This window comes from Xanthomonas sp. LF06-19 (assembly GCF_034105425.1).
Lineage (GTDB): Bacteria > Pseudomonadota > Gammaproteobacteria > Xanthomonadales > Xanthomonadaceae > Xanthomonas_A > Xanthomonas_A sontii.
In genome coordinates this window covers 212,490-234,079 of sequence record NZ_JAXGGH010000007.1, presented here as the reverse complement: position 1 = coordinate 234,079, position 21,590 = coordinate 212,490, and the positions used below count along the sequence as shown (strand labels likewise).

The following is a 21,590-nucleotide window of genomic DNA, read 5'->3' as shown; positions in this document are numbered from 1 at the left end:
GCCCCGGTTCCACCCTGCACCTGCCCGACGGCCGCGTCGAGGCACCGGTCTTCCACCGCTACTACGCGGTGCAGGACGGGCGCATGCGCGAGATCCCGGCCACCACGCTGGTGATCCATGGCGGCGCCGGCGTCGAGCGCGCCAGCAGCAGCCCGGCCGACCTGGCCGAGGCGCGCGCGGCCATGGAGAAGGCGCTGCGTACCGGGCAGGCGCTGCTGGCGCAGGGCAAGCCGGCGGTGGATGCGGTCGCCGCGGCGATCACTGTGCTGGAGGACTCGCCACAGTTCAACGCCGGCAAGGGCGCGGTGTTCACCCACGACGGCCGCAACGAACTGGACGCGGCGATCATGGACGGCCGCACCGGCAAGGCCGGCGCGGTGGCCGGCGTGCACCGGGTCAAGAACCCGATCGAACTGGCGCGCGCGGTGATGGACCAGTCCGAGCACGTGATGCTGGTCGGCGATGGCGCCGAGGTCTTCGCAAAGCAGCACGGGATCGCGCTGGTCGCGCCGTCCTACTTCCGCACCGAGAAGCGCTGGCAGCAACTGCAGCAGGCGCTGAAGGAAGAAGCCAACAAGCAGGCGCACGCCGATCTGGAGACCGCCAAGCACTTCGGCACGGTCGGTGCGCTGGCGCTGGACCTGCAGGGCAACCTGGCCGCCGGCACCTCCACCGGCGGCATGACCAACAAGCGCTACGGCCGCGTCGGCGATTCGCCGATCATCGGCGCCGGCACCTTCGCCGACAGCCGCTGCGCGGTGTCCGGCACCGGCTGGGGCGAGTTCTACATCCGCGCGGTGGCCGCCTACGACATCTGCGCGCGGGTGAAGTACGCCGGACAGAGCCTGGCCCAGGCCGCCGACGCGGTGATCGACCAGCAGATCCCCAAGGCCGGCGGCGACGGCGGTGCGATCGCGCTGGGCGCCGACGGCAGCGTGGCCTTCCCGTTCAACACCGAGGGCATGTACCGCGGCTGGATCGGCGCCGACGGCGTGCCGCACGTGGCCATCTTCAAGGACGAGGCGTTGCCGCTGCCCGGCGGGCAGTGAGCCTCGCGCGCCGGCGCTCCCTGCGGGGCGCCGGCCGTGCAACGCGTCGCGTGGCCGGCACCGTGTCGGGGCGCTGGCGCCATGCCTGCGCCCGGCCATCTGTACGCCGGCTGGCTGCCGCGCCGGGCCGAGCCAATGGCACATGCCGCTGCCATGCAAACCCGGTAACGTGAGCGGCTGTCTTGGCCCCAAGGTCCTCCCAGGAGTTCCACCTCATGTCGCGTAACGTCGTTCTGGCCGCCGCCATCAGCCTGGCGCTGGCTGCCTGTTCCGGTAAGGAGTCCACCCCCGTGCCCGCCGCCCCCGCTGCTCCGGCCGCCGCGCAGCCCGCCGCCGCCGCCAACCCGCTGCTGACCCCCAGCACGCTGCCGTTCCAGGCGCCGCCGTTCGACAAGATCAAGGACAGCGACTACCTGCCGGCCTTCGAAGAGGGCATGAAGCAGCACCTGGCCGAGATCCGCAAGATCGCCGACAACCCGGAACCGGCCACCTTCGCCAACACCCTGGAAGCGATGGAGCGCAGCGGCGAGACCCTGACCCGCGTGTCGCGCATCTTCTTCGGTCTGGTCCAGGCCGACACCAACGATGCCCGCCAGAAGATCCAGGAAGAGATCGCGCCCAAGCTGGCCGCGCACCAGGACGAGATCAGCCTGGACCCGAAGCTGTTCGCGCGCATCAAGAGCCTGTACGACCAGCGCGACACGCTGACCCTGGACCCGGAGCAGAAGCGCCTGGTCGAGTACGAATACCAGGAGTTCGTGCGTGCCGGCGCGCAGCTGTCCGACGCCGACAAGGCCACCCTGCGCAAGCTCAACGTCGAAGAGACCACCCTGGCCACGCAGTTCCACACCAAGCTGGTCGCGGCCACCGCCGCCGGTGCGGTGGTGGTGGACGACAAGGCCAAGCTCGACGGCCTGTCCGACGGCGACATCGCCTCGGCCGCGCAGGACGCCACCGCGCGCAAGCTCGACGGCAAGTACCTGCTGGCCCTGCAGAACACCACCCAGCAGCCGGTGCTGGCCTCGCTGAAGGACCGCGACCTGCGTCAGCAGGTGATGGCCGCCTCGCAGTCGCGCGCCGAGAAGGGCGATGCCAACGACACCCGCCAGACCGTGCAGCGCCTGGCGCAGCTGCGCGCGCAGAAGGCCAAGCTGCTCGGCTTCGACAGCTACGCCGCCTACAGCCTCAGCGACCAGATGGCCAAGACCCCGGACGCGGCGCTGAAGCTGCTCACCGACACCGTGCCCGCCGCCACCGCCAAGGCGCGCAGCGAAGCGGCCGAGATGCAGAAGGTGATCGACGCGCAGAAGGGCGGCTTCAAGCTCACCGCCGCCGATTGGGACTTCTACGCCGAGCAGGTGCGCAAGGCCAAGTACGACCTCGACGAAGCGCAGATCAAGCCGTACTTCGAACTGGACAACGTGCTGCAGAACGGCGTCTTCTACGCCGCCAACCAGCTGTACGGCCTCACCTTCAAGGAACGCACCGACATCCCCACCTACCACGACGGGATGAAGGTCTATGAAGTGTTCGACAAGGACGGCAAGTCGCTGGCGCTGTTCTACACCGACTACTTCAAGCGCGACAGCAAGTCCGGCGGCGCCTGGATGGACGAGTTCGTCGGCCAGAACGGCCTGACCGGCACCAAGCCGGTGGTCTACAACGTCTGCAACTTCACCAAGCCCGCCCCGGGCCAGCCGGCGCTGCTGAGCTTCGACGACGTCACCACCATGTTCCACGAGTTCGGCCATGCGCTGCATGGCATGTTCTCCAACGTGAAGTACCCGACCCTGGCCGGCACCGCCACCTCGCGCGACTTCGTCGAGTTCCCGTCGCAGTTCAACGAGCACTGGGCGTCGGATCCGAAGGTGTTCGCGCACTACGCCAAGCACTACCAGACCGGCGAAGCGATGCCGGCCGACCTGGTGGAGAAGATCAAGAAGTCGCGCACCTTCAACCAGGGCTACGCCACCACCGAGTACCTGTCGGCGGCGCTGCTCGACCTGTCCTGGCACACCCTGCCGGCCGACGCGCCGCTGCAGGACGTGGACAAGTACGAGGCCGACTCGCTGAAGAAGTACAAGGTGGACCTGCCGGAAGTGCCGCCGCGCTACCGCACCACCTATTTCGACCACATCTGGGGCGGCGGCTACTCGGCCGGCTACTACGCCTACTTCTGGTCGGAAGTGCTCGACGACGACGCGTTCCAGTGGTTCAAGGAGCACGGCGGCCTGACCCGCGCCAACGGCGACATCTTCCGCGCCAAGATCCTCTCGCGCGGCAACACCGTCGACCTGGCCACCCTGTACCGCGACTTCCGCGGCAAGGACCCCAGCGTCGAGCCGCTGCTGGAAAACCGCGGTCTGAAGAACTGATCGGCGCTGCGCCGATCGAGTGTGTCGAGAACGGGATGGCCTTGCGGCCATCCCGTTTTTTGTTGGAGTGTCCGGATACTCCATCCACAAGGAGATGGTCATGAAGGGACGCTGGATTGTCGGTATGGCGCTGCTGGGCGCCTGTTTTGCGGCGTCTGCCGCAGGGCGGTTGGAGATCCGGCTGGAACACGCGCAAGCAGGCAGCAAGCGCGCGGGCGCAGCGGTCATCACGATCACCCTGGTCAATGCGGGCGATCAGCCGATCGCGGTGCCGGATGCCGATATCCCCGAGGTGAACCGCGACGGGCGACTGCAAGCGAATGTGTTACGAGTGCTGCAGGAGGACGGAAGCGCTGTGGCCTACCGCGGCATCTACGTGAGCCAGCTGCCGGGTTCGAGGCCCGACGTGATCCTGGGTCCGGGCGAGTCGAAATCCGCGACGGTGGATCTGTCCCGGAACTACGGGATCGTCCCTGGACGCCGCTATTTGGTGGCTGTGCAGCCGTTGTTGCGGTACCGCGAACTTCCGGCGACCACCGCCGCGAATGTTTCCGATCAGGTGGGTTCCCTCAAGGCCGCTACGTCCAACCGCATCGAGGTCATGCCGTAGGAATCGGCCGACGGCGTGACTGCCGTTCTTTTGCTCGCACGCTGACGCGCGCTGCGGCCGGGGGAAGGGCGCCCTGGTAACGTGTCTCGACAGGGCGGCATGATCGCTGCTGATTTATCCATCTGACGCATGGGAGTATCGAAGCATGATGTTTGCCATGGCGCTCCTGGTGAGCGCGGCGACGGGGCCGGCGCATTTCAGCGCATCGCGGCCGCAAAGCTTCTCCAACGTCTGTCGCATCGAGGAAGAGGGGGAGTTGCTGGGGACGACGCTATGGATCCTGCCTGCCGTCGATGGCACTCGGCTGTTGATCCAGCGCTACGAGGGCGGGCCTTTGACGCCGGCCTTGTTGTCGACGCGCGTCGAAGACGGAAAGCTCGTGGTGTACTCCGACCGGAACGAACCGCTTTACGCGGTGCGTCGCGACGGTAAAGGCGCGCGGATCACCTATCTCGATGGCGAGCAAGGGAGTGATGGCGGAAACGAGGAACGTCTGCCTCCGGTCGTCAAAGTGGGCGAGTTTCCGGACTGCAAGTAGTTGCCGTCTGCATGGTGTCGGCAGGCGTCTGTGCCGGGCGGCGCCATGCCTTTCGTCACTGGCCCCGCGAGCCGCCGAGCGCGCACTGTCGCGATGGCACGACCCGTGCCGCCCTCGCTCGCCACAGGTACCCCATGACCCACGCCGATCCGCATGCCTCCCGCCTGCAGCGCGCCGCGCGCTGGACCCGCAAGGAGCTGGTGCCGATGGTGGTGATGCTGTTGCTGCTCACCGCCGCGCGGTCGTCCTTCGCCAATCACTATGTGGTGCCCTCCGGCTCGATGCAGCCGACGCTGCAGCCCGGCGATCGCGTCGCCGTGGACATGAGCGCTTACGGGCTGCGCGTGCCGTTCACCGAATACCGCGTGTTCGAACGCGGTCGGCCGCAGCGTGGCGACGTGGCGGTGTTCGATTCGCCGCACGACGGCACCCGCCTGATCAAGCGCGTGGTGGCGGTGGCGGGCGACCGTGTGGATGTGCGCGATGGCCATCTCTCCATCAACGGCCAGCCGTTGCAGGTGGGCGCCGCAGACGATGCCGAGCGGTTCGGCGCGCGCACTGCGCGGCTGGACCTCGATGCGGGTGGTGGCCCGGATCTGCACGACGTGTGGGTGCCGCCCGGTAAGCTGCTGGTCATGGGCGATCATCGCGGCGACAGTTTCGATGGCCGCTATTTCGGCTTCGTCGATGCCGACAGCGTCTACGGCAAGGCGCTGGCGGTGTTCTACCGCCGCGGCGAGGGATTCGAGTGGGCGCGGCTGTAGGGCACCGCGCGCAATGACGCGACCTGATCCGTAGGAACGGTTTCAGCCGCGACAGGCGTTACCGGGAGTGCCCGTCACGACTGAAGCCGCTCCTGCGGAGGCAACCTGCTGGTGCCGCGGTGCCGTCAGAAGCCCTCGCACCACACCGCCAGTTCGTAGCCGTCGCGGTCGGCGAAGTGGAAGCGGCGCCCGCCTGGGAAGTCGAACAGCGGGCGCACGATGCGGCCGCCGGCGGCTTCGATGCGCGCCTGGGTGGCGGCCAGGTCGTTGGAGTACAGCACCACCAGGGCGCCGCCGGGTTGCGGCGTGCCGTGGAAGAAGCCGCCGCTCAGGCGGCCGTCGCGGAATTCGCAGTAGTCCGGGCCGTAGTCCTGGAAGGTCCAGTCGAAGGCCTGGCCGTAGAAGGCCTTTGCCGCGGCGATCGAGGCGACGGCGAATTCCAGATAGTCGATGCGGTGATGCTGCTCGGCGCGGGACATGGGCGGCTCCTGTGGAAGAGCCGCCAGTATCCATCGCCGGGGCGGCGCCGGCTTGGCGAAAACGGCCAGCATGCGTGCCGCCGTTGGCGAGCGGCGGCGTCCTGCTTCGGTCGAGCGACACGCCGGTTTCCTGCAGCGACGTCGCGCCGACGCCGCGCGCGGCCGGCCTGGGAAGGCCGGCACTGCGCTCACTTCGGCGGCAGCGTGCGCACGAAGGCGGTTGCCTCGCGCAGCAGGCGCGCGGCGAGCGCGTCGTCGGCGAAGGTCTCTGGCGCGACCCTGATCCAGCCCGCCATGGCCCGGCCGCGCGACAGCATCGGCACGATGCCGGGGATCGCCAACGCCCATCCGTCGTTACCCTTGCCGAGCCGCACTAGCACGCCGTCGTCGCGTGCGCCGCACAGCAGGTGGCCGTGCACCAGCCAGGCCCAGCCGCCGAACATCGCTTTCTCGGTCAGGCCCGGCCGCGCTTGGAGCACGTCGCGCAGCATGTGTTCCAAGCCTGGATCTCTGGCCATGTATCACCTCGGGTCCGCGTCTGTCGGCACGGTAACAAATGGTGCCACACGAGGCTTCAGGGACGATGCCGTGGCGGCGCCGTCGCGCTGCGTGGCGACGTCGCAGGCCAAATCAGCGCGCGTGCCGCTGCACCAGCTCGCGCGGGCTCAGGCCGGTCAGTTGCCGGCTGTCGCGCACCAGGTGCGGGGCGTCGCCGTAGCCGGCCTCCAGCGCCGCCGCGGTCAGGCTGGGATGCTGGCGCGCCAGACCCAGGAAGCGCTGCAGGCGCAGGATGCGCTCCAGGGTCTTGGCGCCGTAGCCGAACGCCTCGTGGCTGCGCCGGCGCAGCGTGCGTTCGCTGACGCCCAGCGCGGCTGTCAATGCGGCCAGCCGCGGCGGCGTCGCGCCGGCGAGTTGCGCGAACAGCCAGGCCATCGCGCTGTCGGCCTGCAGCGGGCGGCTGGCGCACAGCGCGTGCAAGGCCGCCAGCGGATCGGCGGCATCCTCCAGCCGTGCCTGCCAGTCGCGGCCGCGGACGCCCCACAGCGCGTCCAGCGGCACGCGCTGGTCGGCGATGGCCTGCAGCGGTACACCGAGCAGGCTGGCGCCGGCCCCTGCCGCCAGGCGCACGCCGCTGAGCACACTGCCAGGCGCCAACGTGGCGTCAGTGGCGCGGCGATCCGGTCCGGCGACGAACAACGCGCGGCCGTCCCAGATCAGGTCGACGCAGCCATCGGGCAGCACCTGTGTCGCGGCGGTGTCGGCCTGACCCTGGCGGAAACGCCAACTGCAGCGCAGGCGATCGCGCAACGCCGGTGGTGCGTCGGCTTCGGCGTAGCGGGAGGGCAGGGACACGGGCGGTCGGTGGTGTGCAGCGGGCGTGCCGCCACGGTAGCAGAGCCCGGTGGTGCTGCTGCGGAGCGCGGGTGTGGCGTTTCTACCGCTCCGACGGCCCGCTCTCGTCGTAGCCGCGCGGGGTGAACAGGTCCGGCTGGATCAGCTCGATGAAGGCGCGCGCCTGCGGCGACAGGTACTTGCCCTTGCGCACCACCACGCCGTAGCTGCGCGCCGGGAAGTAATCGCCCAGCGCGCGGGTGGCCAGGCGCGCGCGGTCGGCGTCGGTGAGGCAGATCGAACTGACGATGGACACGCCCATGCCCATCGCCACGTACTGCTTGATCACTTCCCAGCCGCCGACCTCCAGCGCCACGGTGTAGGGCACGCGCGCCTGCTGGAACACCAGGTCGACCAGGCGATAGGTGACCTGGCGCCGCGGCGGCAGGATCAGCGGGTACGGCGACAGGTCCTCCAGGGTCAGCTTCGGCTTGCGCGCCAGCGGGTGGTCGGGCGGGGCGATCAGCAACTGTTCGAAGCGGTACACCGGGGCGTAGCTGAGGTCGGCGGGGACGTCGAGCATGGAGCCGACCGCCAGGTCCACCGCGTCCTCGCGCAGCAGGTCGGTGCCGTCGGCGCTGATCGCGTTGTGCAGGGTCAGCCGCACCTGCGGGTGGCGGGCGCGGAAGGCCTCCACGATCTTCGGCAGCAGATAGAGGATGGTGGAACTGTTGGCAGCGACGTTGAGTTCGCCGGCGTCCAGCCCGCGCGCCTTCTCGCGGAAATCCGCCTCCAGCCGGTCCAGGCTCTCCACCAGCGGCTGCGCCATCTCGTACAGCAACTGGCCCTCGCGGCTGGGCACCAGGCGCCGGCCGCTGCGCTCGAACAGCACCACGCCCAGTTCGCGTTCCAGCGCCTGCAATTGCAGGGTCACCGCCGGCTGGCTGACGAACAAGGCCTCCGCGGCCCGCGACACCGCCCCCAGACGCACCGTCTGGCAGAACGCGCGCAACGGCTTGAGCCGGTCGGATTTGTAAGGAAATCGGGGGGTTGCAGCGCTTCCCGTGGCCATGATGTGACAGATATAAGGCTTACTTATATAAAGCATTGACAAAACTGCTTTGTCAAATACATGGCCTGGAAGCAGGGTGGAGCCCCGGAAACATCGAGGAATCCCCACATGTCCGCCCCCGCTTTCGCTGTCGCTCCAGACCCCACGCGTTCAACGCCGGGGATCGCCCTGACCACCTCGCTGGCCGGCCAGGACGCCTTGCTGCCGCCGCCGCTGCTGGCCCTGCTGGTGTCGCTGCACCGGTCGATCGAGCCGGAGCGGCAGGCGCGGCTGGCCGCGCGGCGCGAGCGCCAGGCGTTCTTCGACGCCGGCGGCCTGCCGGACTTTCGCGACGACACCCGCGCGATCCGCGAGGGCGACTGGCAGGTGGCGCCGCTGCCCGAGGCGCTGCAGGACCGCCGGGTCGAGATCACCGGCCCGACCGATCCGAAGATGGTCATCAACGCGCTGAACTCCGGCGCCAAGGTGTACATGGCGGACTTCGAGGATTCGACCGCGCCGACCTGGCGCAACCTGGTCGCCGGCCAGCGCGCGCTGGCCGAGGCGGTGGCCGGGACCCTGACCTTCACCGCGCCGGCCGCGCGCGACGGCAGCCCGGGCAAGCGCTATACGTTGCGGCCCTACGAGGAGCAGGCGGTGCTGATCGTGCGCCCGCGCGGCTGGCACCTGGATGAGAAGCACGTGCTGGTCGATGGCCAGCCCCTGGCCGGCGGCCTGTTCGATGCGGCGCTGTTCGCCTTCCACAACGGTCGCGCGCTGCAGGCCAAGGACCGCGGTCCGTATCTGTACCTGCCCAAGCTGCAGTCGATGGAGGAAGCGGCGCTGTGGGAGAACGCGCTGGCCCACATCGAGGACATGCTCGGCCTGCCGCAGGGCCAGATCAAGGTCACCGTGCTGATCGAGACGCTGCCGGCGGTGTTCGAGATGGACGAGATCCTGCATGCGCTGCGCGGGCGCATCGTCGGCCTGAACTGCGGCCGCTGGGACTACATCTTTTCCTACCTGAAGACCTTCCGCCGGCATCCGGACCGGGTGCTGCCCGAACGCGGCCAGGTAACCATGACCCAGCCGTTCCTGAAGGCCTACTCGGAACTGCTGATCCGCACCTGCCACCGCCGTGGCGCGCATGCGATGGGCGGCATGGCCGCGCAGATCCCGATCGGCCACGACGAGGCGGCCAACGAGCAGGCGATGGCGCGGGTGCGCGCGGACAAGCTGCGCGAGGTCACCGCCGGCCACGACGGCACCTGGGTGGCGCACCCGGCGCTGATCCCGATCGCCCGCGCCGTGTTCGACGAGCACATGCGCACGCCGAACCAGCACGCGGTGCGTCGCGAGGACGTGCAGGCCGACCGCGACACGCTGATCGCCCCGTCCACCGGCACCATCACCCGCGCCGGCTTCGAGGGCAACATCGAAGTGTGCGTGCGCTACCTGGCGGCGTGGCTGGACGGCAACGGCTGCGTGCCGATCCACCACCTGATGGAAGACGCCGCCACCGCCGAGATCAGCCGCAGCCAGCTGTGGCAGTGGCTGCACGTGGGCGGCCTGCACCTGGACGACGGCACCGCCATCGACTTCGCCCTGTTCGACGCCTGCCTGCGGCAGTTGCCGGCACGGCTGGGCGAGCGCGCGCTGCTGCCGGGCGGGGCGCGGGTGGACGAGGCCATCGCGCTGCTGGATCGGCTGACGCGTGACGAAGAACTGGCCGATTTCCTGACCTTGCCGGCCTATCAGTTGATTGATTGATTGGAAGCCGGGAGTGGGGAGTCGGGAATGGGGAATCGTGAAAGCGATGTTCCCGCGTCGGACCCCTTCCATGCCGGCCACGCCTTCAATCCAGCCACACCCCCACCGTTTCATCGCTGTATCCATTTCGAGGAGAACGCCAGATGAGCACCACGCTGCAGACCGCCGAACAGATCCAGCGCGACTGGGACACCGATCCGCGCTGGGCCGGGATTACCCGCAACTACACCGCCGCCGACGTGGTGCGCCTGCGCGGCACGGTGCACGTGGAGCATTCGCTGGCCCGGCTCGGTGCCGAGAAGCTGTGGAAGTACCTGCACGAAAAGGATTTCGTCAACGCGCTGGGCGCGCTGACCGGCAACCAGGCGATGCAGCAGGTCAAGGCCGGGCTCAACGCCATCTACCTGTCCGGCTGGCAGGTCGCCGCCGACGCCAACCTGGCCGGGCAGATGTACCCGGACCAGTCGCTGTACCCGGCCGACTCGGTGCCGGCGGTGGTCAAGCGCATCAACAACACCCTGCTGCGCGCCGACCAGTTGCACCACGCCGAGGGCAAGGACGAGATCGACTTCCTGCAGCCGATCGTGGCCGATGCCGAGGCCGGCTTCGGCGGCGTGCTCAATGCCTTCGAACTGATGAAGGCGATGATCGAGGCCGGCGCGGCCGGCGTGCACTTCGAGGACCAGTTGGCCTCGGTGAAGAAGTGCGGACACATGGGTGGCAAGGTGCTGGTGCCGACCCGCGAGGCGATCGAGAAGTTGAACGCCGCGCGCCTGGCCGCCGACGTGATGGGCGTGCCGACCCTGCTGGTGGCGCGCACCGATGCCGAGGCCGCCGACCTGGTGACCAGCGACATCGACCCCAACGATCGCCCTTTCACCACCGGCGAGCGCACGGTCGAGGGCTTCTTCCGCACCCACAAGGGCCTGGACCAGGCGATCAGCCGCGGCCTGGCGTACGCGCCCTACGCCGACCTGATCTGGTGCGAGACCGGCAAGCCGGACCTGGAGTTCGCGCGCAAGTTCGCCGAGGCCATCCACGCCAAGTTCCCCGGCAAGCTGCTGGCCTACAACTGCTCGCCCAGCTTCAACTGGAAGAAGAACCTGGACGACGCCACCATCGCCAAGTTCCAGCGCGAGATCGCCAGCTACGGCTACAAGTTCCAGTTCATCACCCTGGCCGGCTTCCATGCGCTGAACTACTCGATGTTCAACCTGGCGCATGGCTACGCGCGCCGGCAGATGAGCGCCTTCGTCGAACTGCAGGAGGCCGAGTTCGCCGCCGCCGACCGCGGCTTCACCGCGGTCAAGCACCAGCGCGAGGTCGGCACCGGCTACTTCGATGCGGTGACCCAGGCAATCCAGCAGGGTCAGTCCTCGACCACCGCGCTGAAGGGCTCGACCGAGGAAGAGCAGTTCCATGGCGAGAAAGCGGCCTGACCTGCAGCCAGGCGCGCCGATCGATCGCCCCTCCCTGGCAGGAGGTGGGAAGCCCGGGTTCGCCCGGGCTTTTTTTGCGCTGCCGTCAGCGGAACGGCGCTGTCTACCGCGTGCGACAGATCGTCGCAGCGGCGGCTTGCGATGTCTCTTGCAGGGGCGAGATTGCCTGTGAAACGTATCGTGAGCGCGGCGTGTAGGTGCTATGCTCCGCGGACAGGGCCAGCGACGTCACATTAGGGGGCCGGATGAGCTGCGACAGCGCCGCATCCACCGCACGCGGCACAATTTCCAACGCTGCGGTCGCTCCGAAGCCGAACGAGCTGGCGGTGCTGACCGCCGCAGAATTGCGTCTGTTTTCCGAGTTCGGTCGCGCCCGGACGGTGCGCGCCGGCGATGTGCTGTTCCGCCGTGGCGACGGCGGCAGCGCGATGTTCGTGATCACCAGCGGCGTGATCGATCTGGATTTCGGCGAGGACCTGGTGGTCAAGCACCTCGGCCATGGCGAGTTCTTCGGCGAGCTGGGCCTGCTGATCGGCAACCACATGCGCAGCGCCGACGCGCTCGCCGCCAGCGACGGCGCCCTGGTGGAACTGGACCACGACGACTTCCAGCGCCTGGTCGAGCGCGACCCGGGCGTGGTCGCCTACTTCCTGCGCCGCACGATCATGCGCGTGGTGATGAACGAGCAGACCCTGATCCGTCAGCTGCGCCGGCGCAACCGCGACCTGGAAGCGGCGCTGGACAACCTCTACGCCACCACCCACCAGCTCAGCCAGACCGAGGAACTGGTGCGGACCGACGAACTGACCGGCCTGCACAACCGCCGCGGACTGATCCTGCGCCTGCAGGAGCGTCGCCGCGATGGCCGCTCGCCCGGCCCGGGCCTGCTGCTGATCGACTGCGACCGCTTCAAGCACATCAACGACGCCCACGGTCACCTGGTCGGCGATCGCGTGCTGCAGAACGTCGCCAACATCCTGCGCTCGGTGGCCGGGCCGGACGACACGGCGTGCCGCCTGGGCGGCGACGAGTTCTGCCTGCTGGTGGCCGCCGGCACGGTCGAGGACCTGCGCCGCATCGGCGAGTTCGTGCTCGCCACCGTGCAGAACCTGCTGGGCGTGCCGCACCCGGCGCCGCACATCTGCCCGGTCAGCATCGGCATCAGCCGGGTGGATCCGCATTCGGACTGGAACGACTGGTACGCCAACGCCGACGCGGCGCTGTACGAAGCCAAGCGCCAGGGCGGCAACCGCCTGTACTGGCACGACCTCGCCTCTGCCCCCTGCTGAGTCACCGCGTCCCGCCGAGCCGCCGCCATGACCGATGCCACCGCACCGCAACCCGAGGTCCCGCAGCTTCGTACCCTGCTGCTGACCGACCTGTGCGATTCGGTGGCGCTGGTGGAAAAGCTCGGCGACGCCAATGCGGCCGACCTGTTCAGGCGGCACGACTCGCTGGTGCTGGAGTTGCAGCAGCGTTGGCGCGGCCGTCTGATCGACCGCTCCGATGGCCTGCTGTTGCTGTTCGAACGGCCGATCGACGGCCTTGGTTTCGCCCTGGACTACAGCCGCGGCCTGCACGCACTGGGCACGTCGCGCGCGCTCGACCTGAAGGTGCGCGCCGGCCTGCACGTGGGCGAAGTGCTGACCTGGCGCAACAGCGACGCCGCCGTGCAGGTGGGCGCCAAGCCGCTGGAGGTGGAAGGCCTGGCCAAGCCGACCGCGGCGCGGCTGATGACCCTGGCCCGGCCCGGGCAGATCCTGCTCTCGGCGGTGGCCGAGTCGCTGACCCACCGCGCCGCGCGCGAGCTGGGCGAACGCGGCGAGCGCCTGCTGTGGAAATCGCACGGCCGCTGGCGCTTCAAGGGTGTGCCGACCCCGCTGGAGATCTACGAAGTCGGCGAGATCGGCCACACCCCGCTGCGCGCGCCCAAGCCCACGCCCAAGGCCTGGCGCGACATCCCGCTGTGGCGGCGGCCGGCGGCGCTGGCGGCGGAAGCGGCGCTGATCGCCGCGTTCGCCGTCGGCGCCTGGTTCGTCACCCGCCCGCAGCCGGCCATCGCCTTCGCCGAACGCGACTGGGTGGTGGTGGGGGATTTGCGCAATCTGACCGGCGACGTCGCACTGGACGACTCCCTGCAGCAGGCCTTCCGCATCAGCCTGGAACAGTCGCGCTACGTCAATGTGCTCAGTGATCTGAAGGTGCGCGAAACCCTGGGTGGGATGCGGCGCGATCCGGAAAGCACGGTCCTGAACCGGGAAACCGCATCCGAAGTCGCCTTGAGAAGCGGGGCGCGTGCGGTGATTCTTCCCACCGTTTCCGAGTTTGGTGGCAGGTTGCGGATCAGCGCGGAGGTGGTGGATCCCAGGACCCAATCCACCGTCTACGCACAGGTCGCGGATGGGAGGGGGATGGGCTCTGCGCTGGCCTCCGTCGACACGATCACCCATGAGTTGAGACAGAACCTCGGCGAAGCATTGGCGAATGTGGAGAAGGAATCCATTCCGCTCCCTCAGGTGGCGACCGCCAACCTCGACGCATTGAGGGCCTATGCGCTCGGCGTGGACGCTTACGGACGATCCAAGCGCGACCAGGCTCTGGCGTTGTATCGCCGTGCAGTCGAGCTTGATCCGGAGTTCGCGCTCGCCTACCTGGGAATCCTGAGGGTGTACGTCAGCGCCAGCGACAACGCCAACGCCGAGAAGTACCTGCGGTTGGCCATGAAGCTTCGGGACCGATTGCCGCCGCGCGACAGGTTGTATCTGGATGCGTGGAGCGCCGAGTTTTCGGACAAACCTGCGATGAACTCTCCGGAGCGCTGGAAGACGTTGGCCGACATCTACCCGGACTACTACGCGGGAACGGCGAACTATGCGTGGAGCGCCTTCGTTGCCGGCGACTACGAAGGTGCGTACAAAACCGCGCAGCGCGCCGCGGTGCAGCAGAATCCCTTGCGCGGGTTCGCGATCGACACGATGGCGCGGGCGCGGCTGGCGGAGAACAACTACGCTTCAGCGCTGGAACTGTTTCGCGAAAGCGAAGCGTCGCGTGGCCTGAGCGCGACGCGGCAGCGCGCCGCAACACTTGCCGCAATGGGCCGTCTGGACGATGCGGAGACGCTCTTGAAGTCTCTCGCCAAGCAGGATGCCTTGTCCGAGGCGACGCAGTCCGCAGGCTTCGAGACGATCAGCATCGCGGTCGACCGCAGGAAATGGCGGGATGCCCGCCGCACCGCGGCAACCTACGCCGACCACTTCAAGTCCCGCAACGAACAGGTCTATCAGCAATTTCTGTTCATGCGGCACTGCGTCGACTTCCTCACCACTGGAGCGCTGAAGACGTCGGAGCTGGAGGCCGGCTATGCCCAGGCCGTCGCGGCGGCGGCGCGGGCCAATCCTGCGGATCGATCGGATCTGGCCTTCATCGCCCTTGGCTATGCGTATCTTGCGCAACGCTCTGGTAATGCCACGTTCTACACGGAGCGTGCGTCCCAGATGGACGCCGTGGCGCATGCCACAGGCGACAGCAACGTCTCTCAACTGCTGGCCATCCTGAAGGCAGGCGACCTGCGATTGAAAGGTAACTGCGCTGGATCGATCGGGTCGCTTAACGAATTGCTCTCCGGACGGGAGATATTCCAGGCCCATGTTGCACTGCGTGATGCGGCACAGGCGTGTCGCGAAAGTGGCTTGGTCGCGCGGCAGGACGCGTGGCTGGAGAAAAACCGCGGACTGGCCTACATCCAGGCCGCGGGGAGTATCGTCATGCAACCGTTGAACGTGAGCGATACCCGGCCGAGGCAGGGAGACCGCGTCGCGCTCAACTGATGGCGCACCTCACTTCTTTCCGATTGTTCCCAGGATCTTGCCCGCTTCGAAGCAGTGGGGATTGGTTTGAGACGCGTGTGAGGTCAGATAGGCGCGAAGCTCCTGCAATGCCCGGACGATTTCCTCCTTTGGCGCGATCTTGTGCACGATCAGGCATGGGGGAACCGGACATCCTTCCGGCGGCTTGCACCCAATGCTGATCAGCGCATCCAGTGGCGACTTCTTGAACAATTTGCGGAACACATTGTCCGTGCTCAACTTGTCCAACAACTTTTCTACGCAAGCAAGGTCCAGCTGTATCGTTTGTGCGCTCATGTCATTCCCCTGTAGTTAATGGTGCTGTTGTGCGCGTCGGGCACGGCAGTATCCGGTCGCGAACTCAGCTTAGCATGTGCATCGCCGCGAGAGTATGGCGATTTCTCGCACAAATCTAACAAAATCATATGGATGCGAATTGTGTCCGTGTTCTGATGTTGGCATGGATCATGCGATCCATTGCCATCGCGTACTAAAATAACTTAAATCAGAATTTTCATGAAAATTCGACGTTGCGCCATATTATTTTTTGAAAGAAGGGAGAAAGCGGATTTCAGCCTGGAATCTATTCTCCAGGGTGGGGACGGTCTGGTGCGCTCCCAGAGTTGGCTCGCCTACGCTGCGCATCTGGACGCGGAAGTCGACGTCAGTGACTCTGAAATGGCGCTGCTCGGAACGATTAGCCCTCATCAATGGATGACGAGCGAACAGACGAAATCGCATCCCAGGGCGTTGTTGCTCGGTCTTCTGCAAAAAGGGTTGCTGATAGGTGACGGAAGGAAGTATCTGGTTCACAGGCAGCGCGACGAATCGCTACGCTCCATGCATTGGTGGCCCGCCGCTGCGCTGATGCAGCGCCTCGGCCGATGGGGCGGTCTGGACAGCGCTGCCGCGATGGAGACGGGAGGAATGGCGACTGCTGCCGATCTTCGGGAGAAGATGGGGCCGCCGCCATCGGAGAGCCATGCGCTGACAGAGCCAAGCAATCGCGTTCCGCTGGCAAGGCAGCCGGGAAGCGAATTCGATGCGCTGCTAGCCAGACGCGCGACCTGCAGGAACTTCGATCAGACACGGCCCGTGCCCGTCGGATTGCTGTCACATATGTTGCAGCGTGTGTTGATGGCGCATGCAGTGGTTCGTGTCGCCGATGACGCGCGCTTCCTCAAGAAGAACGTGCCGTCAGGCGGTGGTCTGCACCCGACGGAGGCCTACCTGATCGTGCAGAACGTGGACGAAGTCGCGCCGGGAATCTACCACTACCATGCTGTCGACCATGCGCTGGAGCCCATGACGATCGACCATGCGTCGTTGTCTGAGCTGGCGAAGCAAGCACTGGCCGGACAGCACTGGTTCTCCGACGCTCCGGTGATGCTGGTGCTGACGACGCGTTTCGCGCGCAGCTTCTGGAAGTACAGGCGGCATGCAAAGGCGTACCGCGCCACGATTCTCGACGTCGGGCATATCTCGCAGACGCTCTATCTCAGCGCCACGGAACTGGGCATGGGCGCATTCGTCACCTCGGCGATCAACGAACTGGACATCGAAGCCTGGCTTGGGCTGGATCCGATGGAAGAAGGCGTCATGGCGATCTGTGGATTTGGCTGGCGCGCGGATCAGATGCAGACGAGCGAGTTCGATCCGCTGGATGAGGTGTGGATCCCCAAGTCCTGACCTTCGGAGCGTTGTGAATGCCGCTACCGCAGCGGGTTCTGCATTCGCCAATACTCCAGTACCGGCCCACCCGTCCCGAGCAGCGGGTCGCTCTGCGGAACCGGCACCTGCGCGATGCGTTGCAGCATCTCGGCCGTAGGCGCTTCCCGGCAGATATCCCAATCCTGCCCGTCGGGATAGGCGCCGACGACCATGAAGTCGGCGCTGGCCGACAGCCGGCAGTGGCCTGTCCCGGCCGGCAGTAGCAGCGCATCGCCGGCCGCGAGCGCGACCTCGATACCGCCCGGGCCGCCGAGCAGCACACGGGCGTTGCCGCGGGCGACGCCCAGCACCTCGTGCGCGGTGGAGTGGTAGTGGTGGTAGTCGTAGATGCCGTCGCGCCATTGCGGCGGCCAGCCGTGCGCGGCGAAGCGGCGTTCGAAGCCGTCGGCGTCGAGGGTGCCGACGCACTGCCGGTAGTGCAGCACTGGCAGGAACGGGTGGTTGGGCATCCAGTCGTGTGGCGGCAGTTGCCAGTGGTCCAGCGGCATCGCGGGTCTCCTGGGCAGTCGGTCGGCAGGCCGATGCTAATCGTGCGACGTCGTCGCCATGTCAGCGCATGAGAGGAGCGCGATGCTTGGCGCGCGGCGACCGCCAGATGACGTGTTCGCCGCACCACACGTCCTCTCGCCGCGGTGTGGATGCTGCTCGGCGGCCTCAATGCAGGGGAATGCGCTGCGCGTCCTCACGATGGTGCGTCCCCAGCCGCCCGACAATCGCCGCACTGTCCGGGTTCAGTCCCAGCACCTGGACCTGCGCGCCGTGGCGGCGAAATTTCATCACCACTTGGTCCAGCGCGCCGATCGCGCTGATGTCCCAGACATGCGCGTCGCTCAGGTCCAGGGTGACCCGCGTTGGCGCGTGGGCGAAGTCGAAGGCACCGGCGAAGCCGCCGGCCGAGGCGAAGAACAGTTGGCCGCGGATGCGGTAGGTGTGGCCGCCATCGGTGTCCTCGCTGCGCGCAATGTGCAGCATGCGCCCGACCTTGCGCGCGAAGAACAGCGCCGACAGCAGCACGCCGGTGAGCACGCCGCGCGCCAGGTCGTGGGTGGCCACGGTCACCGCGACGGTGCCGAGCATCACCACGCTGGAGCTGGTCGGGTGGGTGCGCAACTGCGCCAGCGAGCGCCAGCTGAAGGTGCCCACCGAGACCATGATCATCACCGCCACCAGTGCGGCCATCGGGATCTGCCGTACCCAGGCGCCGGCGAACACCACCAGCAGCAACAGCACGCTGCCGGCGACCAGCGCGGACAGGCGGCCGCGCCCGCCGGACTTCACGTTGATCACCGATTGTCCGATCATCGCGCAGCCGGCCATGCCGCCGAACAGGCCGCTGACGATGTTGGCCATGCCCTGGCCCACGCATTCGCGGTTCTTGTCGCTGGGCGTGTCGGTCATGTAGTCGACGATCTGTGCGGTCATCATCGACTCGAGCAGGCCGACCACGGCCATCGTCGCCGCGACCGGGAACACGATCCGCAGCGTTTCCAGCGTCCACGGCACGGCCGGCAGCAGCAGGCTGGGGAGGCGATCGGGCAGTTGTCCCTTGTCGCCGACGGTGGGCACGTGGATGCCGAAGTACAGTGCCAGCCCGGTCAGCAGCACGATCGCCACCAACGGCGGCGGCACGGCCAGGCCGCGCGTCCAGCGGTGCCCTAACAGCAGCGCCGCGGCGCCACCCACGGCGACCGGCAGCAGCGTCCACGGCGCCATGCTACCGGCGGTCAAGGCGGCGCCCAGCACCAGCAGCCACAGGCCGATACCCGGGAAACTGCGCTGCGACAGCCAGGGCAGGCCGTAGATCAGCAGCAGACCCAGCGCGACCAGCGGGTAGACCGGGACGGGCACGCCGATCAGTTCGGGCAGTTGTGCCATGAAGATCAGGATCGCCAGCGCATTGACGAAGCCGGTGATCACCGAGCGCGAGACGAAGCGCATCAGCGCGCCGAGCTTGAACAGCCCGGCCAGGATCTGCAGCACCCCGGTCAGCAGCGTGGCCGCGAGCAGATAGGGCACGCCGTGCTCTTTGACGAGGCCGATCATCAGCAGCGCCATCGCGCCGGTGGCGGCGGAAATCATGCCGGGGCGCCCGCCGGCGAAGGCGATGGTCACGCAGATGCAGAAGGCGGCATAGAGGCCGATTTTGGGATCGACGCCGGCGATGATCGAGAACGCGATCGCCTCGGGAATCAGCGCCAATGCCACGACCAGGCCGGCGAGCACGTCGCCACGGAGATTGCCGCACCAGGACTGGCGCAGGGAAGAGGAAAATTTCAAGGTAAACGCTCCCGACACCGCCCTGTCGCAGGGCAGCGCTCGCTGTATGCAATGGAAAACCAACAACTTGCGGCCTGCCGTCGAGGCGGGCCGATGCAAGCTGCGGGTGTCAGGGTGGCGTCATGGGAAGCGCGTAGTGAGAGAGCGGCGCGAGCAGGCGCGCGGCCAGTATACGCGATGGCTGCCGCCGCGCCCGCTGTGACCGCCTGTACGCTGCCGCTGCCGCCGCACGACTCACGTTGCGCTCACTTTCGCCGCGCAGAATGTGCGGATCGCAACGCCGTATCGTGGAGTCGGCCATGCAGGATCTTCGCATCGATCATGTCGATGGCGCCTTGTCCGCCCTGGACCAGGCCGACCCGCAGTACAAGGCCGCGCTGTGGCAATGGGCGTGCCTGGAAATGCTGCACGAGACGCTCACTGCCATGCACCAGCTCTCGCACCGCGCCGGCGTGGCCGAACTGGTCGCCGACGCCTGGCTGGCCCCGGTCGACGTCATCGCCCCGGAGCAGCCCTTCCTGGAGCGCGCCGCGCTGGCCGATCCGCGCGTGCAGGCCTTCGCACTGGCGCTGAATGCGGCGGCATCGCGTCAGTCGCGCGCCGACTTGTGGCGCAGCGGCTATGCCAGCGCGGTGCAGGCCACCTTGCAGGGCATGCAGGCGCTGGCCGGCAAGCACCGGATCGATGCGCGGTTGCCCGCGCACCACGCGGCGGCGACGGCTGCCGCCTGAGCGCGGCGCCGGGCGCAGCCTGCACGCGCTGCCGCGCGTTCTGGCGATCCCGATGACGCGGCCCGTTTTCTGTTTGCACTGACGTGCTGCGCGCGCTGCGTCTGCTTTGTTGCAAACGCCAGGCGCATCGCCGAGTGGCGATGCGGTTGCCCGGGTGCAGCCGATGCGTGTACTCGCGCGATGACACACGCACCACATCGCGTTCACCCGCGTGCGACAGCCCGCGCGACAGCCTTGTGCCATGCGCCACGACGACCGCCACTCTGCGGCTTCCCCTCCAGCGTCCGCGCCGCCGCCACAGCGCGCCCGGGATGCCAGCGGCACGCCCGAGGTCTCGGCCTGGTGGAAGCAACTGTGCGCTAGCCGCTGGCTGCGCATGGTCGTGTCGCTCCTGGTGATCGCCCTTGCCGTGGCCGTGCTGCTGCGCGGGTACGGCCATGGCTGAGACGTCGCGTCTTCTCCATTCGCACGGAGCGCCCGACATGTCCCGGTTCGCTGCGCACGCCAATGTCCGCGCCTACCGCGTACGCGATACGGCGTCCGGGGGCCACGAGGCCGCCACGCATGCCTGGGTGGTCGCCGAGGTCGCGCGATTGATGCGCCTGCCGTTGCACGACGCACGGCTTGCCGCCGGGTCGGATGCGGTCGAGTCGGGTGCGTTCTACGTGCCCGATGAAACCCTGACGGAAGCGCAGGCCGCGCAACTCGGCGTGCATGGCGCGGCCGATCTGCTGGGCGGCGTGGTGCCACATGCCTTCGTCGCCAGCAAGGCGATCAGCCATCCGCTGGTCGATGGCGATGCGCAGGCGCCGGAAGGATGGCAGCCGGACCTCGGCGTGGCCCTGGCGGCCGCGACGCTGCCGGGCTACACCGCCTTCAGCGCCGCAGATGCCCGGCGCGCGTTCGCGCGCCTGTGCGACGGCGGCCAGGTGCGCCTGAAGCCGTGCCACGGCGTGGGCGGGCTGGGGCAGGTCCTGCCGCACGATGCGGCGGCGCTGGACGCGGCGCTGTCGGCCTTGTCCGTCCATGAATTGCACCGGCATGGCGTGGTGCTGGAACGGCACCTGCAGCAGCCGACCACTTTCAGCGTCGGCGAAACGCACTGCGCCGGCATCACCATCGCCTATTGCGGCACGCAGTCGGTCACCCGCGATTGCAGCGGCCGTGAGGCGTACGGCGGTTCGGAGTTGCACGTGATCCGTGGCACCTTCGACACGCTGCTGGCGCAGCCGTTGCCGCCACGTCAGCGCACCGCGGTGCTGAAGGCGCGCGACTACGATCGGCTGGTGGCCGCGGCCTATCCGGGCTTCTATGCGTCGCGGCGCAACTACGACGTGATCGAGGGGCTGCTTGCCGATGGCAGCATCGCCTGCGGCGTCCTCGAGCAGTCCTGGCGCGTCGGCGGCGCCACGCCGGCGGAACTGGCCGCGGTCGCTGCGTTCCAGCAGTCGCCGACGCTGCAACGCGTGGTCGCCGCCACCGTCGAGCGCTATGGCGCGCATCCGCCGCCGCCGGCCGGGGCGCAGGTGTACTACGTGGGCGAAGAGCCGCGCACCGGTCTGCTGACCAAGTACCGCTACATGCGCAGCGTGACCTGAC

Annotated in this window: 20 protein-coding genes; 13 read left to right on the top strand and 7 right to left on the bottom strand. The window is 67.9% G+C overall.

The window, feature by feature from the left end; genetic code table 11:
* Window positions 1-83 precede the first annotated feature (83 nt).
* The 5 genes from SLW55_RS15295 (at window position 84) to lepB (ending at window position 5,336) form a co-directional block, all read left to right on the top strand.
* Window positions 84-1,049 (top strand): isoaspartyl peptidase/L-asparaginase, encoded by a 966-nt coding sequence (locus SLW55_RS15295; protein ID WP_232757215.1) that lies wholly within the window; start codon window positions 84-86, stop codon window positions 1,047-1,049.
* A gap of 215 nt (window positions 1,050-1,264) precedes the next feature.
* Window positions 1,265-3,424 (top strand): peptidyl-dipeptidase Dcp, encoded by a 2,160-nt coding sequence (gene dcp / locus SLW55_RS15290; protein ID WP_265531285.1) that lies wholly within the window; start codon window positions 1,265-1,267, stop codon window positions 3,422-3,424.
* A 100-nt stretch (window positions 3,425-3,524) separates the two neighbouring features.
* Complete coding sequence (locus SLW55_RS15285; RefSeq protein ID WP_295969296.1) at window positions 3,525-4,034, top strand: hypothetical protein; 510 nt, start codon at window positions 3,525-3,527, stop codon at window positions 4,032-4,034.
* A 157-nt stretch (window positions 4,035-4,191) separates the two neighbouring features.
* Entirely contained in the window at window positions 4,192-4,572 is a 381-nt protein-coding gene (locus SLW55_RS15280; protein ID WP_320745359.1) for a hypothetical protein, read from the top strand.
* Window positions 4,573-4,706: 134 nt separating this feature from the next.
* Complete coding sequence (lepB, locus tag SLW55_RS15275; RefSeq protein WP_267105347.1) at window positions 4,707-5,336, top strand: signal peptidase I; 630 nt, start codon at window positions 4,707-4,709, stop codon at window positions 5,334-5,336.
* A gap of 125 nt (window positions 5,337-5,461) precedes the next feature.
* Here the strand turns inward: lepB and SLW55_RS15270 are convergent, their stop codons facing one another.
* The 4 genes from SLW55_RS15270 to SLW55_RS15255 all read right to left on the bottom strand — a co-directional run bounded on the left by SLW55_RS15270 (window position 5,462) and on the right by SLW55_RS15255 (window position 8,219).
* A complete protein-coding gene (locus tag SLW55_RS15270; protein ID WP_152182337.1) occupies window positions 5,462-5,815 on the bottom strand; it encodes a VOC family protein in 354 nt (117 codons plus the stop codon).
* Window positions 5,816-6,003: 188 nt separating this feature from the next.
* Window positions 6,004-6,306 (bottom strand): TfoX/Sxy family protein, encoded by a 303-nt coding sequence (locus tag SLW55_RS15265; RefSeq protein ID WP_226978459.1) that lies wholly within the window; start codon window positions 6,304-6,306, stop codon window positions 6,004-6,006.
* 139 nt (window positions 6,307-6,445) lie between these two features.
* Window positions 6,446-7,168 (bottom strand): helix-turn-helix domain-containing protein, encoded by a 723-nt coding sequence (locus SLW55_RS15260; RefSeq protein WP_284468142.1) that lies wholly within the window; start codon window positions 7,166-7,168, stop codon window positions 6,446-6,448.
* Between the two features lie 82 nt (window positions 7,169-7,250).
* Window positions 7,251-8,219 (bottom strand): LysR family transcriptional regulator, encoded by a 969-nt coding sequence (locus SLW55_RS15255; protein WP_267101521.1) that lies wholly within the window; start codon window positions 8,217-8,219, stop codon window positions 7,251-7,253.
* A 108-nt stretch (window positions 8,220-8,327) separates the two neighbouring features.
* Here SLW55_RS15255 and aceB point away from each other — a divergent pair, with 108 nt between their 5' ends.
* The 4 genes from aceB to SLW55_RS15235 all read left to right on the top strand — a co-directional run bounded on the left by aceB (window position 8,328) and on the right by SLW55_RS15235 (window position 15,234).
* Entirely contained in the window at window positions 8,328-9,968 is a 1,641-nt protein-coding gene (aceB, locus tag SLW55_RS15250; protein WP_295965791.1) for a malate synthase A, read from the top strand.
* Between the two features lie 143 nt (window positions 9,969-10,111).
* Window positions 10,112-11,407: an isocitrate lyase gene (gene aceA, locus SLW55_RS15245; RefSeq protein ID WP_017908067.1), complete on the top strand. Its 1,296-nt coding sequence runs from the start codon at window positions 10,112-10,114 to the stop codon at window positions 11,405-11,407.
* A gap of 245 nt (window positions 11,408-11,652) precedes the next feature.
* Window positions 11,653-12,696 carry a GGDEF domain-containing protein gene (locus SLW55_RS15240; protein WP_320745358.1) on the top strand — a complete coding sequence of 348 codons (1,044 nt, stop codon included), beginning with the start codon at window positions 11,653-11,655 and terminating at the stop codon, window positions 12,694-12,696.
* Window positions 12,697-12,723: 27 nt separating this feature from the next.
* Window positions 12,724-15,234 carry a putative peptide modification system cyclase gene (locus tag SLW55_RS15235; RefSeq protein ID WP_267116640.1) on the top strand — a complete coding sequence of 837 codons (2,511 nt, stop codon included), beginning with the start codon at window positions 12,724-12,726 and terminating at the stop codon, window positions 15,232-15,234.
* Window positions 15,235-15,243: 9 nt separating this feature from the next.
* Here the strand turns inward: SLW55_RS15235 and SLW55_RS15230 are convergent, their stop codons facing one another.
* Window positions 15,244-15,549 (bottom strand): NHLP-related RiPP peptide, encoded by a 306-nt coding sequence (locus SLW55_RS15230; protein WP_267085473.1) that lies wholly within the window; start codon window positions 15,547-15,549, stop codon window positions 15,244-15,246.
* A 219-nt stretch (window positions 15,550-15,768) separates the two neighbouring features.
* Here SLW55_RS15230 and SLW55_RS15225 point away from each other — a divergent pair, with 219 nt between their 5' ends.
* Window positions 15,769-16,941, top strand: coding sequence for a putative peptide maturation dehydrogenase (locus tag SLW55_RS15225; protein WP_267100063.1), 1,173 nt, complete (start codon window positions 15,769-15,771; stop codon window positions 16,939-16,941).
* A 23-nt stretch (window positions 16,942-16,964) separates the two neighbouring features.
* On the opposite strand, the gene SLW55_RS15220 is transcribed toward SLW55_RS15225, so the two are convergent.
* Both SLW55_RS15220 and SLW55_RS15215 read right to left on the bottom strand, forming a co-directional pair.
* A complete protein-coding gene (locus SLW55_RS15220; protein ID WP_267085475.1) occupies window positions 16,965-17,471 on the bottom strand; it encodes a cupin in 507 nt (168 codons plus the stop codon).
* Window positions 17,472-17,637: 166 nt separating this feature from the next.
* Window positions 17,638-19,260 (bottom strand): SulP family inorganic anion transporter, encoded by a 1,623-nt coding sequence (locus SLW55_RS15215; RefSeq protein ID WP_267100064.1) that lies wholly within the window; start codon window positions 19,258-19,260, stop codon window positions 17,638-17,640.
* 299 nt (window positions 19,261-19,559) lie between these two features.
* Here SLW55_RS15215 and SLW55_RS15210 point away from each other — a divergent pair, with 299 nt between their 5' ends.
* The 3 genes from SLW55_RS15210 to SLW55_RS15200 all read left to right on the top strand — a co-directional run bounded on the left by SLW55_RS15210 (window position 19,560) and on the right by SLW55_RS15200 (window position 21,589).
* Window positions 19,560-19,991: a hypothetical protein gene (locus SLW55_RS15210; protein ID WP_017911874.1), complete on the top strand. Its 432-nt coding sequence runs from the start codon at window positions 19,560-19,562 to the stop codon at window positions 19,989-19,991.
* A 241-nt stretch (window positions 19,992-20,232) separates the two neighbouring features.
* Window positions 20,233-20,436, top strand: a complete 204-nt coding sequence (locus tag SLW55_RS15205) for a hypothetical protein (RefSeq protein ID WP_295969286.1) — start codon at window positions 20,233-20,235, stop codon at window positions 20,434-20,436.
* 37 nt (window positions 20,437-20,473) lie between these two features.
* Complete coding sequence (locus SLW55_RS15200) at window positions 20,474-21,589, top strand: DUF3182 family protein (protein WP_320745357.1); 1,116 nt, start codon at window positions 20,474-20,476, stop codon at window positions 21,587-21,589.
* Window position 21,590: the final 1 nt, after the last annotated feature.

Coding starts and splice junctions, on each gene's coding strand:
- SLW55_RS15295 (WP_232757215.1), top strand. CDS start 84: ATGCGCGAGATCCCGGCCACCACGCTGGTGATCCATGGCGGCGCCGGC.
- dcp (WP_265531285.1), top strand. CDS start 1,265: ATGTCGCGTAACGTCGTTCTGGCCGCCGCCATCAGCCTGGCGCTGGCT.
- SLW55_RS15285 (WP_295969296.1), top strand. CDS start 3,525: ATGAAGGGACGCTGGATTGTCGGTATGGCGCTGCTGGGCGCCTGTTTT.
- SLW55_RS15280 (WP_320745359.1), top strand. CDS start 4,192: ATGGCGCTCCTGGTGAGCGCGGCGACGGGGCCGGCGCATTTCAGCGCA.
- lepB (WP_267105347.1), top strand. CDS start 4,707: ATGACCCACGCCGATCCGCATGCCTCCCGCCTGCAGCGCGCCGCGCGC.
- SLW55_RS15270 (WP_152182337.1), bottom strand. CDS start 5,815: ATGTCCCGCGCCGAGCAGCATCACCGCATCGACTATCTGGAATTCGCC.
- SLW55_RS15265 (WP_226978459.1), bottom strand. CDS start 6,306: ATGCTGCGCGACGTGCTCCAAGCGCGGCCGGGCCTGACCGAGAAAGCG.
- SLW55_RS15255 (WP_267101521.1), bottom strand. CDS start 8,219: ATGGCCACGGGAAGCGCTGCAACCCCCCGATTTCCTTACAAATCCGAC.
- aceB (WP_295965791.1), top strand. CDS start 8,328: ATGTCCGCCCCCGCTTTCGCTGTCGCTCCAGACCCCACGCGTTCAACG.
- aceA (WP_017908067.1), top strand. CDS start 10,112: ATGAGCACCACGCTGCAGACCGCCGAACAGATCCAGCGCGACTGGGAC.
- SLW55_RS15240 (WP_320745358.1), top strand. CDS start 11,653: ATGAGCTGCGACAGCGCCGCATCCACCGCACGCGGCACAATTTCCAAC.
- SLW55_RS15235 (WP_267116640.1), top strand. CDS start 12,724: ATGACCGATGCCACCGCACCGCAACCCGAGGTCCCGCAGCTTCGTACC.
- SLW55_RS15230 (WP_267085473.1), bottom strand. CDS start 15,549: ATGAGCGCACAAACGATACAGCTGGACCTTGCTTGCGTAGAAAAGTTG.
- SLW55_RS15225 (WP_267100063.1), top strand. CDS start 15,769: ATGAAAATTCGACGTTGCGCCATATTATTTTTTGAAAGAAGGGAGAAA.
- SLW55_RS15220 (WP_267085475.1), bottom strand. CDS start 17,471: ATGCCGCTGGACCACTGGCAACTGCCGCCACACGACTGGATGCCCAAC.
- SLW55_RS15210 (WP_017911874.1), top strand. CDS start 19,560: ATGCAGGATCTTCGCATCGATCATGTCGATGGCGCCTTGTCCGCCCTG.
- SLW55_RS15205 (WP_295969286.1), top strand. CDS start 20,233: ATGCGCCACGACGACCGCCACTCTGCGGCTTCCCCTCCAGCGTCCGCG.
- SLW55_RS15200 (WP_320745357.1), top strand. CDS start 20,474: ATGTCCCGGTTCGCTGCGCACGCCAATGTCCGCGCCTACCGCGTACGC.